Below are 13,085 nucleotides of genomic sequence, written 5' to 3'. Positions count from 1 at the left end.
CGCCGCGGGACCCTCCCGAACCATCGGCGCCTAATTTTTATACGTGTATGGTAATTCCCGGTCGAGGGAAGCGCGAAGCGAAGGGGGCGTCATGGACGGCGCGGGGAAGAGCGGGACGGGGAGAGCCCCCGAGGGAGGGGCGGCGGGCGCGAGGGCTGCGCAGGGCGCGGGGGAGCGGCACGCGTGGTGGCTGCTGGTGGTGGCGCTCACGGTGCAGTTCCTGGTGTCGCTGGACATGTCCGTGGTGAACGTCGCGCTGCCCGACATCCGCAGCGACCTCGGCTTCGGCGGGGAAGGGCTGCTGTGGGTCGTGAACGCCTACGCCCTCGCCTTCGGCGGGCTCCTCATGCTCGGCGGCCGGCTCGCCGATCTGGCCGGTCCGCGCCGGGTCCTGACGGCGGGTCTGGGGCTCTTCGGTCTGGCCAGCCTGGCCGGCGGGTTCGCCTGGTCGCCCGGGTCGCTGGTGGCGGCGCGGGCCGTCCAGGGCGTCGGCGCGGCGGCCCTCGCCCCGGTGGCGTTCGCCCTGATCACTCTCGCCTTCCCGGCCGGGCCCGCCCGGTCCCGGGCGCTCGGGCTGTGGGGCATGGCGGGCGTGGCGGGCGGCGCGGTCGGGGTGCTGGCGGGCGGGGTGCTCACCGACGCGACGGGCTGGCGGTCCGTGATGCTGGTCAACGTGCCGATCGTCGCCTTCGCGCTGGCCGCCGCCGCGCGCACCGGACCCGTCGGCGGGGGGCGGCGGCCCGGGGCGCGGCTGGACGTGGCCGGGGCGCTGCTGGTCACGGCCGGGACGACGCTGCTGGTCCTCGGTCTGGTGCGGACCTCGGACCACGGCTGGGGCTCTGCGGTCACGCTCGCCTCCCTCGGCGCCGCGGTGATCCTGCTGGCCGCCTTCGTCGCCGTCGAACTGCGGACCGCGTCCCCGCTGCTCCGGCCCGGCCTGCTGAGGGGGCGGCCGGTGCTGACGGCGAACCTGTTCTGTCTGCTGCTGGCCTCGGCCCAGTTCGGCGCGTTCTACTTCGTCTCGCTCTACATGCAGCTGGTCCTCGGGTTCGGGCCGACGGCCGCCGGGTTCGCGTTCCTGCCGTTCTGCGTGGGCGTCGTCGCCGGCTCGATCCTCGCCACCCGGGCGGTCGCCGCGCTCGGCATCCGTCGGCTGATGACGGTGGGCGCGACGCTGGCCGCGCTCGGCATGGCCTGGTACGCGGTCACCGCCACGGTCGACGGAGGCTTCCTCGTCTCCATCCTCGGCCCGTCGCTGCTCTGCGCCTTCGGCATCGGGCTCTGTTTCGTCCCGCTCGGCACGGCCGCGACGACCGACGTGGCCACGGGCGAGACCGGCATGGCCTCCGGGCTGCTCAACAGCTCGCGCCAGGTCGGCGGCTCGCTCGGCCTCGCGGTCCTGGTCACCGTCGCCGCCCGGGTCACCGGCGGCTCCACCGGGCGCACCGAGCTGGCCTCGGGGTACGCGGCCGCGTTCTGGGCCGCCGCGGGACTCCTGGCGGCGGCCGCGCTGGCGGCGTACGTCCTGCTGCCGACGGGGCGGAAGGCACTCGACGGGCCGACGCGCGCCGGGCGAGACCGGGGAGCCGGGCGGGACCGGGGAGCCGAGCGGGAGGGCGACGCCGCTTCCCGCTGAGCCGGTGCCGCCGTCGCTTCCCGCTGAGCCCGCGCGGGTGGGGGCGGCGGGGCCGGGGCGTGTCCGATGAGTTCGGGCGGCGGACCGGGTCTACCTTCCACGACGTCCGGACTTGCGGTCCGGACGTGTGGACGGGCCGACGAGGAGAAGACCATGCAGAAGATCACCCCCTGTCTCTGGTACGACGGCAAGGCCGAGGAGGCGGCCGAACACTACGTCGGTATCTTCGGCGGGGACTCCCGCATCCTGGACGTCACCCACTACGGAGAGTCCGCCCCGGGCGAGACGGGGTCCGTGCTTGCCGTCGAGTTCCGGCTCGCGGGCCAGGACTACACGGGGCTCAACGGAGGGCCGCAGTTCCCCTTCACCGAGGCGATCTCGCTCTCCGTGGACTGCGCCGACCAGGCCGAGGTGGACCGGCTCTGGGACGCGCTCTCCGAAGGCGGCGAAGAAGGCCAGTGCGGCTGGCTCAAGGACAAGTACGGGGTCTCCTGGCAGATCGTGCCGAACGAGCTGCCGCGCCTGCTGGCCGACCCGGACCCGGCGAAGGCGGACCGGACCATGAAGGCGATGCTCGGCATGGGCAAGCTGGACATCCAGGCGCTGCGCGACGCCTGAACGGACGCGAGGCCGCCGGAGCTTGATGCGGTGGGCGGCAGGCGGCAGGCGGCAGGCGGTCGCAGGGGCTTGGGCCGGCGCGCGGCCGTGTGGGCCCGGACGAACGCGCGCGGACCCTCGTGGCCCGGTCGATAGTGTTCTGCGCATGCCACGCCGTGCCCCTCTCCCGCCGCCTCCGCCGCCTGCCGGGATCCGCTCCTGGCCCGACCGTGAGGCGCTGCTCGCCGACCGGGCGGTGGTCCTGGGCGAGCTGGTGAGGATGCACGTGGGTCCCGGGCGGCTCGGACTGCTGTGGATGTGGGCGGGGCTCGTCGCGATCGGCTGGGCCCTGGTGGGCTCCGGGATCGTCCTGTTCGAGCAGGCGGTCGACCTGGTTGACTTCACCAGTGTCATCGGCGGAATCGTCAGCCTGGTCAGCGGCGCGACGGTGCTGATCCCGGCCGTCATCTTCTTCTGCCTCGGCGTCGCGCGGGACCGGAAGGTCCGTTCGCTGCTCGCCGCCTGGGGCGCGCTGGACCGGGACCCGGAGCGCGACCGGCGGCTGCGGATGCCCGGGACGAGCCTCGCCTGGCTGCTCCTGTCGTTCGTCCTGGGCGCGGTGGGGCTCGCCCTCTGTGTGCTCGGACCCGCGAGCGCGCGGCCCGGCCGGGAGACGTACGGGCTGGTCGCCCTGGTGATGGGCGTCGGCATGGTCGCCTGGCTGACCGCGCTGACCGGCGCGGTCACGGCCCTGGCGCACCGCCGCTGGGTGGTGGGCGTCCTGATGGGACCCGCCGGGCGGGTCAGCCCAGCGGATGGCCGATCAGCATCGTCGGAGCCCCCGCCACCCGGGTCAGGAACACCGTCGCCGCGTGCGGACCGCTCAGCTTCATCCGGCGACGCAGCTCCTCCGGCTCGACCGCCGAGCCGCGCTTCTTGACGGTCAGTACACCGACCTCCCGCTCCCGCAGCAGCGCCTTCAGCTTCTTCATGTTGAACGGCAGCCGGTCGGTGATCTCGTACCCGGAGACGTACGGGGAGGAGTACCGCGTGTCGCTCGTGACGTACGCGATCGTCTCGTCCACCAGCCGCCCGCCGCACCGCTCGACGATGTCGGCGACCAGATGCGCCCGGATTACCGCGCCGTCCGGCTCGTACAGATAGCGCCCGACCGGGCCCACGGGCGGGGCGGGCAGGGGGGCCGGGGCGGTCAGGGTCGCCCCGGAGGGCAGCAGCGTGGCCCGGAACGCGCCGGGCGCGAAGCCCTCCCCGTACCAGAGCACCGCCTCCTTCACGTCGCCGCCGTCCGAGATCCACTCGGCCTCCGCCTCCGGGCCGATCGCCTCGTGCGGCACGCCCGGGGCGATCTTCAGCGCCGCCCTCGGGGCTTTCAGCGCGGCGGCCGAGGCCCAGGACAGCGGCGGTGAGTACGCCTCCGGATCGAAGATGCGGCCGCGTCCGCCGCGCCGGGCCGGGTCCACGAACACCGCGTCGTACGGGGCGGTGTCGACCTCCGTGACATCGGCGCACCGCACCTCGATCAGCCCCTCCAGACCGAGCGCCTCCGCGTTGGCGCGGGCCACCTCGGCGGTCAACGGGTCGCGGTCCACGGCCAGGACGGAGATCCCGGCGCGGGCCAGGGCGAGGGCGTCGCCGCCGATGCCGCAGCACAGGTCGGCCACGCTCCGCACGCCGAGCCCGGCGAACCGGGCGGCGCGGTGGGCGGCGACCGAGGTGCGGGTGGCCTGCTCGACCCCGTTGGGCGTGAAGTACATCCGGTAGGCGTCCTCGGCCCCGAACTTGGCCACCGCCCGCTGCCGCAGCCGGGCCTGGCCCAGGGCCGCCGAGACCAGCTCCGCCGGGTGCGTGCGGCGCAGCCGGGTCGCGGCGGCCAGCTCGTCGGCGGGGTCGTGGTCGCGCAGCTCGGCCAGCAGCTGCTCGCCCCCGGGGGTGCGCAGCGCCGCGAAGGCGGCGCGGGCGGGGTCGTCGTCCGGGGCGGAGGGGGTCGTTGCGTTCACCCGGTCCATTGTGGCCGCTGCGCCGGGTGCCGCTGCCCGCGCCGCCGGAGGTCGCTGTGGGCCGGCCGGGGGACGGCGCCGGCCCGCTCGCGGTGTCGGGGTGGGAGGCGGGCCGGCGGCTGGCAGGATGCGGCGCCATGCAGCTAGTACGACAAAACGAAAAAGCAGCCATGAAGTGGCACAGGTCGGGCACCGTCGTGCTGGCGGCCCTGCTGGCCGCCGCCGTCGCCTCCGGGTGCGCGGCGGAGACGGGCGGCGGCGGCCCGGGAACTCCCGGCGGACCCGCGAAGCCCGCCGCCGGCCAACCGGGCGGGGCCGCTCCGAAGGCCGGGCCCGCCCGCGCCCTGGACACCTACGCCGAGGCGCTCAGGAAGAAGCAGGTGGCGCGGGCCGTCGCCGCGAAGAAGTGGGGACTGGCCAGGACTCCGCTCGCGGCCCCCGAGCCGCCGAAGGTGAAGCCGCGCATCACCACCCGCAAGGGCTTCGAGGTCCGGGACGACGCCGGGCTGCCGCCCGTCTTCACCACCGTCCCGACCAAGGAGAAGATCGTCTTCCTGACGATGGACGACGGGGCGGAGAAGGACCCCGAGCTGCTGCGGATGATGACCGAACTGGATATCCCGTACAGCGCGTTCGTCAGCGACTACGTCATCAACGACGACTACGGCTACTTCAAGAAGATGCAGAAGCGCGGGGTGACGATCAGTAACCACACGCTCAACCACCGCTATCTGCCCGGCCTCTCCGCCGGCGAGCAGAAGCGGGAGATCTGCGGCCAGCAGGAGAAGATCCTCAAGCACTACGGGAAGCGGCCCACCCTCTTCCGCCCGCCCTACGGCAACTACAACCGCGACACCCTCGTCGTCGCCCAGTCCTGCGGCATCACCGCCGTGCCCCTGTGGTCCTCCGAGGCCTTCCCCGACCACATGGAGTGGCGCGAGTGGGACCGGGACCTGCACCCCGGCGACATCGTCCTCACCCACTTCCGGGGCAAGGAGGACTGGAAGGGGTCGATGCCCGACATGATCCGCCAGGTCATGAAGACCATCACCCACAAGGGATACGCGGTGGCGAAGCTGGAGGACTACGTCTGACGCGCGTCCTTCCCCGCACCCGGCCCGCGAATGCGCGCTCAGCCCCCGCTGCGCGCGCATTCGCTGTTGTCGCCCCCGCTGGGGCAGGGTTGTCGCGCCCGCTGCGGCAGGGCGGGAAGGTCCAGGTCGGAGCGGGTTCCGGAGAATTCCGGGAGCCCTCTTCGACGACGGAGGCCAGGACCGCCACGCCCAGCCCCACCGCGACGACCGCCCGCATCCCGCTCCGGGGGCGCGTCATCTCCGTACCGTCGTACGGAACGAGGGTCGCCACCCCGACGTTGTCCGGACGGCGACCAGACAGAGCCCCGATCGAGACGGCGCGAGGGTGGTGAATTGGCACTCCGCTTGACCGAGTGCTAATCGCGGTCATAGTCTCGGTGCTGGCACTCCCCCCTGGAGAGTGCCAGCAGCACTCTGCGCGACAGGGCAGGTCCGGCACCCGCGACGACGGGCCGGTCAGGTCGCCGCCCACAGACTGTTAAACCCCGTGAGATCTCCGAAGGGGGAGACCGGATCGTGTCGACCACCAGCTCCAAGGTTGCGATCAAGCCGCTCGAGGACCGCATTGTGGTCCAGCCGCTCGACGCCGAGCAGACCACGGCTTCCGGCCTGGTCATTCCGGACACCGCGAAGGAGAAGCCCCAGGAGGGCGTCGTCCTCGCCGTGGGCCCGGGCCGCTTCGAGAACGGCGAGCGGCTTCCGCTCGACGTCAAGACCGGCGACGTCGTCCTGTACAGCAAGTACGGCGGCACCGAGGTGAAGTACAACGGCGAGGAGTACCTCGTCCTCTCGGCCCGCGACGTTCTCGCGATCGTCGAGAAGTAATTCACCCACGTTTGCCTGTGTTCTGCGCCCCTGGCCCCCTGCGAAATAACTAGCCGGGCGGCGAGGGGCGCAGTTCATTTTGAGAGGGAACACAGCCCATGGCGAAGATTCTGAAGTTCGACGAGGACGCCCGTCGCGCCCTTGAGCGCGGCGTCAACAAGCTTGCCGACACGGTCAAGGTGACGATCGGCCCCAAGGGCCGCAACGTCGTCATCGACAAGAAGTTCGGCGCTCCCACCATCACCAACGACGGTGTCACCATCGCGCGCGAGGTCGAGCTCGACGACCCGTACGAGAACCTCGGCGCCCAGCTCGTCAAGGAGGTGGCGACCAAGACCAACGACGTAGCGGGTGACGGCACCACCACCGCGACCGTCCTGGCTCAGGCGCTCGTCCGCGAGGGCCTGCGCAACGTCGCCGCCGGCGCCTCCCCGGCCGCCCTGAAGAAGGGCATCGACGCCGCGGTCAAGGCCGTGTCCGAGGAGCTCCTCGCGACCGCCCGCCCGATCGACGACAAGTCCGACATCGCCGCCGTGGCCGCGCTCTCCGCGCAGGACACCCAGGTCGGCGACCTCATCGCGGACGCGATGGACAAGGTCGGCAAGGACGGTGTCATCACCGTCGAGGAGTCCAACACCTTCGGTCTGGACCTGGAGTTCACCGAGGGCATGGCCTTCGACAAGGGCTACCTGTCCCCGTACATGGTCTCCGACCAGGAGCGTATGGAGGCCGTCCTCGACGACCCGTACATCCTGATCCACCAGGGCAAGATCGGCTCCATCCAGGAGCTGCTCCCGCTCCTGGAGAAGGTCATCCAGGCCGGCGCCTCCAAGCCGCTCCTGATCATCGCCGAGGACGTCGAGGGCGAGGCGCTCTCCACCCTCGTCGTCAACAAGATCCGTGGCACCTTCAACGCCGTCGCGGTGAAGGCCCCGGGCTTCGGCGACCGCCGCAAGGCCATGCTCGGTGACATCGCCACCCTCACCGGTGCGACCGTCATCGCCGAGGAGGTCGGCCTCAAGCTCGACGGCGCCGGTCTCGACGTGCTGGGCACCGCCCGCCGCGTCACCGTCTCCAAGGACGACACGACCATCGTCGACGGCGGGGGCAACTCCGAGGACGTCAAGGGCCGCGTCAACCAGATCAAGGCCGAGATCGAGTCCACGGACTCCGACTGGGACCGCGAGAAGCTCCAGGAGCGCCTCGCGAAGCTGGCCGGCGGCGTGTGCGTCATCCGTGTCGGCGCCGCCACCGAGGTGGAGCTCAAGGAGAAGAAGCACCGCCTCGAGGACGCCATCTCGGCGACCCGCGCCGCCGTCGAGGAGGGCATCGTCTCCGGCGGTGGCTCCGCCCTCGTCCACGCGGTGAAGGTCCTGGAGGGCAACCTCGGCAAGACCGGCGACGAGGCCACCGGTGTCGCGGTCGTCCGCCGCGCCGCCGTCGAGCCGCTGCGCTGGATCGCCGAGAACGCCGGCCTGGAGGGTTACGTCATCACCTCCAAGGTCTCCGAGCTCGACAAGGGCCAGGGCTTCAACGCCGCCACCGGCGAGTACGGCGACCTGGTCAAGGCCGGCGTCATCGACCCGGTCAAGGTCACCCGCTCCGCCCTGGAGAACGCCGCGTCCATCGCGTCGCTGCTGCTCACGACCGAGACCCTGGTCGTCGAGAAGCCGGCCGAGGACGAGGGCGACGCCGGTCACGGCGGCCACGGCCACTCCCACTAGTACGACCCGCACCGTTCGGCACGCCGTTCGGTACGCCCGAGGCCCGGCACCCCCGTCGAGGGGGCGCCGGGCCTCGGTGCGTTCCGGCTGGACAACCCCTGCGCCAAGTCCTCCCGCGTCACCGGGCAGGCGAACGCCAACCCGCTCGCGGACCGCGCCACCCCGCCCAGCCCGGCGTCGGTGATCGCCGTTCCCCGCCGACTCGGCCCGGCCGGTCGGGCGGGCAGGCTGTGCCCGAGTCAGCAGCCCTCGCAGGACTCATCCCAGGGACAGCAGGATGATCGCGACCCCTGCGGCGAGCAGGCCCGCCACCTGTTTTCGAGAGACCTTCTCGTGGAGGGCCACCAAGCCCAGAACGGTGGGAATGGCCGGGTACAGGGATGCCAGTACGACGGCGACGGCAAGCATCTGCTGGTGAGCCGCCAGAAGGTAGAGCGACAGGCCCAGCGCCGCTCCGCCCCCGATCGCAGCTGCTTGGGTCAGCGTCTGCGGCCGTTGCCGGAAGTGACGGGCATGGCGCCAGGCGTTCGGCAGCAGCAGGAGGACCGCGGCGAGGCGGCCGGCCGCGACGGGCCACAGACCGGCGGCCGGGTCGGCCTGGGCGAGCCCGATGTACTGGACCGCCACCCCCAGGCTGGCGATGAGCCCGTCCACAGTCGCCCGCCCCTCAGCCCCGCGGCCGCCAGGGCGGGCACGGAAACCACCGCCGGAGACCAGCCACAGCGCGGGAACCGTCACGCAGATACCCGTCCACACCATCGAGGAGGGCCGCTCGCCCAGGAACCACACGCCACAGAGCACCGACAGCGCCACTCCGGTGACCGCACGCACCGGGACCACGACGCTCATCGGTCCACGGCTCAGCCCGCGGTTGAGGAAGTGCATACCCATCGCGCTTCCCGCACCCGACAGCGCGCCCCACAGCACATCCGCCGTCCGCACGTCACCGGCAGGCATCGCCACCGCTATCACCAGGGCGAAGAGAAGACCTCCCACCTGCCCGACGAAGGTCACCACGACAAAGTGCACCCGGCGCGACAGCAGCCCGCCGAAGAAGTCCACCAAGCCGTAGCAGGCGGCGGATGCCAGTGCGAGAAGAGGTCCCATCCACTGCTACTGCCCGCCGAGCGGTCTGTCACATTCGGTCGTGGAGGTGAGCAGGCCCCCTTTGCGGTCAACCCCTCAGCCGGAGGCGGTCGCCGCGGGGCGCGACCGATCGGGAGGAGGGAGTTCGTAGTCCACAGCGAGGCCGTAGTGGTCGCTGATGGTGTCCGGACCGAGGTCGAACACCCGCGTGCACGACGCCGTGAGCAGCGTCGGCCCCGAGTCGGCGCATCGGACCATGACGTGGTCGATTCCGCGGAACGGCCAGTCCGGAGCCTCCTGGTAGGGGTTCGACGGCGAGTACGTCGTCAGCGGCTGATGAGGATGGACCGCTTCCCATGCGTCGCGGTAGCAGACACTGAAATCGTCGATGACGTGTCGGCCGGTGAGAAAGCGGATGCAGTCCGCTTGGGCGTCGGCGTCCATGTCCCCTGCGATGACGACGTGACCGGGCCGAGCCGTCACGAGCTCCTCCAGCTCGCGTGCCACGGCTGCTGTCTGGAGGCGTCGTTCCCGTTCATGGTCGAGTTGGTAGTCGGGGAAGTGGTTCGCCACCCAGATCCTGCCGAGCGGCTCGGGCGCGAGGATCTCGGTGACGAGGCAGGTGCAGGCGAAATCGCCGGTACGTTCGGTGACGTTCAGGTCGACCTCGAGCACCCTCCCGTAGGGCCAACGGGAAGCGGTGGTGATCCCCTGCCCAGGGGGTGCGCCTGCCCGCCCCAGCTCCCGTTCCCGCCCCTCGGCGAGATGGAAGCCGTCGCCCAGCAACCGCCGCGCCTGGTGTGAGCCGGGTGCGCGCACCGTCTCCTGCAGCGTCATGATGTCCGGTCCGAGCTGCTCGACGCGATCACGCAACCGAGCCTCACGCTCCCTCCAGTCGCCGCGCATGCCCCAGGTGTTCAGCGTCAGGAACCTCATCCACCCATGGTGCCCCGGCGCGCGCCGGGGATCAGCAGACCGCCACCCATGGTCCTCACCATCGCATCAGCATTCAACGCGTTCACGCCTGCGACGGCTTGCGGACTCTTATCGCGCCGCGTCGCGGCGACACGACAGGAACAGCACACGACGAAGAACGACACACCCGTGTCCCTGCCGGGCGTCCTCAGCGGCCGACCGCGCACAACGACACGTAGGAGCGAGGAGATGACGATGGATTCCCAGTTCGACACAGCGGTAGCGGCCTACGAGAGCAGCATGGAGGAGATGCCGTTCCGGGAGCACGTGGAGGCGTACAGCTTCCTGAACGCGGTCGGTGACGTCGTCGGGCGGGACGTGCTCGACATCGGGTGCGGCAGCGGGCTGTACGCCCGCCGGCTGCGGCGTGCCGGGGCGGCCCGCGCGGTGGGGATGGACGAGTCGGTCGCCATGGTGGAGCACGCACGGCGGCGAGAGGAGCGCGAGGGGCTGGGTGTGGAGTATCTGGCCGCTGACGCCGCCGACCCCGCCGCCGCCGACGACCTGCCGGACATCACCGGATCATTCGACGTGGTAACGGCCGTGTACGTGCTGCCCTACGCGTCCAGCCCGCAGGCGCTGGAGGGGTTCTGCGTGACGGCGCGGCGAGCGCTGCGCGCGACGGGCGGACGGTTCGTCGCCGCGGTCCTCAACCCTGAATTCTCCGAGGATCCGCAGTGGTACCGGCACTACGGCATGCACCTGAGCTCGCAGCGGTCACCGGCGGAGGGCACGCCGGGGCACCTGCGGGCCTGGGTCGGTCCGGAGGTGCTGGACCTGGACTTCTTCCGCTGGTCCGCGGCAGCGCACGAGCAGGCCATCGAGGCCGCCGGATTCGACCGTGTCTCGTGGATCCGCCCGACCGTCTCCGAAGAGGGCCGGGCGAAGTACGGGGAGGCGTTCTGGGCGAACTACCTCGAATGTCCCCACGCGCTGATCATCGACGCGCAGGTCGGCCCCGCGGCTGTACCCGACAGCCCCGCCCGACCGGCCGCGAGCACCGCGGCGGCCCAGCCGAAGTGAACGCCCTTCCCGCCCCGCGCACCGCTCCGCCCCGACCGACGAGAGAAGCGAGGTCACTTTCATGAACCGAGTCCGTACAGCCTCACCATCCAGCAACGACACGGACGGCCCCCCGGGCACGACGGAACAGAACCCCTCAGGACCCAGCGGGTTCAAGGTGGAGGGACTCGATCTCCACAGCCGCGGCCTGGCCGAGCGGTACGGCACCATGGTGCTGGGCCTGTCACCGTTCAACTCCTTCTACTCCACGCAGACCGTGACCGCTCTGTGCCAGAGCGCCGCCGCGTCCTTCTCCGACGTACACGTGGTCCTCCCGGGAGCGCCCGAATCCGCGCTGCGCTACATAACCGCCGGCAAGGAGCCACGCCACGCGGTCCAGCGCTCCAAGCGCGTCATCCACAACATGCGCAACGTCGCGCGTCGCACCCTGGCCGACTGCGGGGTGCCCGACACGGACGAGCGGGTCCACGTGATGACCCGATTCGCCTCCCACCCGCGCTACCAGAAGAGCAGGGCCCGCGTCGAGAGCGCCTACCGCACCCAGGCTCCGCTGCGGGAGGCGGTGCACACGATGACCCGTACAGCCCTGGCCACTTCCACCGACACCGATCCCACACCGGCCCAGGTCGAGCTCAACACCCGCTACATCTTCGCCGAGGCTCCGCTGCTGCTGGACGCGGCCGGAATGCTCGCGCGACCCAGCACCCTGTTCGTCTACCACCGCAGGGTGCCCCTCTACGACGTAGTGGCCGCCGGCCAGGTCCCCGGCCTCACCGTCGGGACGGGCCACACCCTGTCCGTGCTCACCGATGAGAGGAACGACCGTGACAACGACGATTCCCGATGAACTGACCTGGCCCGACTCCTTCCCCACCCGTGGACACGGCCTGCCCCCCGAGATGTTCGACCTTCTGCGGCGCGAACGGCCGGTGGCCCCGGTGACCTTCCCCTCGGGCCACCGCGCCTGGCTGGTGACCCGCCGCGATGACATCACCGCGATCGGATCAAGCCGCAGTTTCTCCCGCGACCTCACCTGCCCCGGCGGACAGCGCATCGCCGGAGACGACTTCAACAGCGTGCCCGGCGGCATCTTCAACCTCGACCCGCCCGAGCACACCACCGTACGGCGGATCGTCCAGCCGTTCTTCGGCCCGGCCGCCGCGACGGCCCTCCAACCGGCCATCGCCCTGGCCGCCTCCGACCTGGCGACCACACTGCGCGACGGCCCCAATCCCGCCGACCTGCACCGCGCCTACGCACATCCTCTCGCGGCGACCCTGGCCTGCGACCTCATGCGGGTGGCCCCACGCCAGCGCCGCAAGATCGTGCCCCGGCTGCGCTCACAGGTCGACTACGCGACACCAGCCGCGAAAATCGACACCTCCACCCAGTGGATGCTCGACTTCGCCGAGGAGGTCATCGAAGCCAAGAGGGCCGACTACCAGGACGAACGCGAACCGCGCGACCCGATCGAGGCGCTGATCCGCTCCCACCACCGCGGGGCCATCACCTCGGAGCATCTGCACGCCACGGTGATGTACCTGTTCGTCACCTCCGCGGAACCCGTGACCGGTCCGGTCACCACCGGCGTCTACACCCTGCTGCGGCACGGTGACCAACTCGCCCGCATCCTGCGCGACCCCAGCCTGTGGCCCACCGCAGTGGCCGAACTGCTGCGACTGCACCACAACGGCATGACATCCATGCCTCGCCTGGCCCTGACCGACACCGAACTGCACGGGGTGCGCATCCGGGCAGGCGACGCCGTCGTCACCCCCTGGGTCGCCGCGACCTGGGACCCCGAGCACTACAAACAGCCGGAGCGATTCCGCCTCGACCGCAGCGCACGGGAGGATCCGGCCATCACTTTCGGCACCGGCCCCCACTTCTGCCTCGGTGTCAACATCGCCCGCACGTACCTGCGGACGGCGCTCTCGACCCTCTTCGCCCACCTGCCCGACCTGGCACTGGCGGCCAAGCACGAGGACATCGCCTGGGAACCGGACACCTACCTGTTCACCCGGCCGACGGAGTTGCCCGTCACCTGGTCCTGAGAGCCCCGGGACCGCACACTCCGCACGACGAGCCTCGCCCGCAGGCGTCGCAG

The 13,085-nt window shown here is 71.4% G+C and carries 11 protein-coding genes; 8 read left to right on the top strand and 3 right to left on the bottom strand.

The window, feature by feature from the left end; translation table 11 throughout:
- Window positions 1-91 precede the first annotated feature (91 nt).
- Together AC3CH1_RS09325 and AC3CH1_RS09320 are read left to right on the top strand one after the other, a co-directional pair.
- Window positions 92-1,636, top strand: a complete 1,545-nt coding sequence (locus AC3CH1_RS09325) for an MFS transporter (protein ID WP_488462496.1) — start codon at window positions 92-94, stop codon at window positions 1,634-1,636.
- Between the two features lie 153 nt (window positions 1,637-1,789).
- Window positions 1,790-2,254 (top strand): VOC family protein, encoded by a 465-nt coding sequence (locus AC3CH1_RS09320; protein WP_488462495.1) that lies wholly within the window; start codon window positions 1,790-1,792, stop codon window positions 2,252-2,254.
- Between the two features lie 782 nt (window positions 2,255-3,036).
- Here AC3CH1_RS09320 and AC3CH1_RS09315 read toward each other — a convergent pair.
- A complete protein-coding gene (locus tag AC3CH1_RS09315; protein ID WP_488462494.1) occupies window positions 3,037-4,260 on the bottom strand; it encodes a THUMP-like domain-containing protein in 1,224 nt (407 codons plus the stop codon).
- A 161-nt stretch (window positions 4,261-4,421) separates the two neighbouring features.
- Here AC3CH1_RS09315 and AC3CH1_RS09310 point away from each other — a divergent pair, with 161 nt between their 5' ends.
- The 3 genes from AC3CH1_RS09310 to groL all read left to right on the top strand — a co-directional run bounded on the left by AC3CH1_RS09310 (window position 4,422) and on the right by groL (window position 7,894).
- Complete coding sequence (locus tag AC3CH1_RS09310; protein ID WP_488462493.1) at window positions 4,422-5,345, top strand: polysaccharide deacetylase family protein; 924 nt, start codon at window positions 4,422-4,424, stop codon at window positions 5,343-5,345.
- A gap of 516 nt (window positions 5,346-5,861) precedes the next feature.
- Entirely contained in the window at window positions 5,862-6,170 is a 309-nt protein-coding gene (gene groES, locus AC3CH1_RS09305; protein ID WP_003966899.1) for a co-chaperone GroES, read from the top strand.
- Window positions 6,171-6,268: 98 nt separating this feature from the next.
- On the top strand, window positions 6,269-7,894 hold the full coding sequence (groL, locus tag AC3CH1_RS09300; protein ID WP_488462492.1) for a chaperonin GroEL: 1,626 nt from the start codon (window positions 6,269-6,271) through the stop codon (window positions 7,892-7,894).
- Between the two features lie 258 nt (window positions 7,895-8,152).
- Here the strand turns inward: groL and AC3CH1_RS09295 are convergent, their stop codons facing one another.
- The gene (locus AC3CH1_RS09295) at window positions 8,153-9,001 is read right to left on the bottom strand and encodes an EamA family transporter (RefSeq protein WP_488462491.1); all 849 of its coding nucleotides are present in this window, start codon (window positions 8,999-9,001) and stop codon (window positions 8,153-8,155) included.
- Between the two features lie 75 nt (window positions 9,002-9,076).
- A complete protein-coding gene (locus AC3CH1_RS09290; RefSeq protein ID WP_488462490.1) occupies window positions 9,077-9,916 on the bottom strand; it encodes an endonuclease/exonuclease/phosphatase family protein in 840 nt (279 codons plus the stop codon).
- Window positions 9,917-10,144: 228 nt separating this feature from the next.
- On the opposite strand from AC3CH1_RS09290, the gene AC3CH1_RS09285 reads away from it, so the two are divergent.
- The 3 genes from AC3CH1_RS09285 to AC3CH1_RS09275 all read left to right on the top strand — a co-directional run bounded on the left by AC3CH1_RS09285 (window position 10,145) and on the right by AC3CH1_RS09275 (window position 13,032).
- Complete coding sequence (locus AC3CH1_RS09285) at window positions 10,145-10,978, top strand: class I SAM-dependent methyltransferase (protein ID WP_488462489.1); 834 nt, start codon at window positions 10,145-10,147, stop codon at window positions 10,976-10,978.
- Between the two features lie 157 nt (window positions 10,979-11,135).
- Window positions 11,136-11,825, top strand: coding sequence for a tRNA-dependent cyclodipeptide synthase (locus AC3CH1_RS09280; RefSeq protein WP_488462488.1), 690 nt, complete (start codon window positions 11,136-11,138; stop codon window positions 11,823-11,825).
- Window positions 11,803-13,032 carry a cytochrome P450 gene (locus tag AC3CH1_RS09275; protein ID WP_488462487.1) on the top strand — a complete coding sequence of 410 codons (1,230 nt, stop codon included), beginning with the start codon at window positions 11,803-11,805 and terminating at the stop codon, window positions 13,030-13,032. Before AC3CH1_RS09280 ends, AC3CH1_RS09275 begins: the two co-directional genes overlap by 23 nt.
- Window positions 13,033-13,085: the final 53 nt, after the last annotated feature.

Source organism: Streptomyces sp. MGP-P1, assembly GCF_057766565.1.
The sequence above is the reverse complement of the archived record's forward strand: the minus strand, read 5'-3'. Positions and strand labels throughout refer to the sequence as shown.

Bases quoted from the DNA above. Each gene is read 5' to 3' on its own strand.
- AC3CH1_RS09325 (WP_488462496.1), top strand. From the start codon at position 92: ATGGACGGCGCGGGGAAGAGCGGGACGGGGAGAGCCCCCGAGGGAGGG.
- AC3CH1_RS09320 (WP_488462495.1), top strand. From the start codon at position 1,790: ATGCAGAAGATCACCCCCTGTCTCTGGTACGACGGCAAGGCCGAGGAG.
- AC3CH1_RS09315 (WP_488462494.1), bottom strand. From the start codon at position 4,260: ATGGACCGGGTGAACGCAACGACCCCCTCCGCCCCGGACGACGACCCC.
- AC3CH1_RS09310 (WP_488462493.1), top strand. From the start codon at position 4,422: ATGAAGTGGCACAGGTCGGGCACCGTCGTGCTGGCGGCCCTGCTGGCC.
- groL (WP_488462492.1), top strand. From the start codon at position 6,269: ATGGCGAAGATTCTGAAGTTCGACGAGGACGCCCGTCGCGCCCTTGAG.
- AC3CH1_RS09295 (WP_488462491.1), bottom strand. From the start codon at position 9,001: ATGGGACCTCTTCTCGCACTGGCATCCGCCGCCTGCTACGGCTTGGTG.
- AC3CH1_RS09290 (WP_488462490.1), bottom strand. From the start codon at position 9,916: ATGAGGTTCCTGACGCTGAACACCTGGGGCATGCGCGGCGACTGGAGG.
- AC3CH1_RS09285 (WP_488462489.1), top strand. From the start codon at position 10,145: ATGACGATGGATTCCCAGTTCGACACAGCGGTAGCGGCCTACGAGAGC.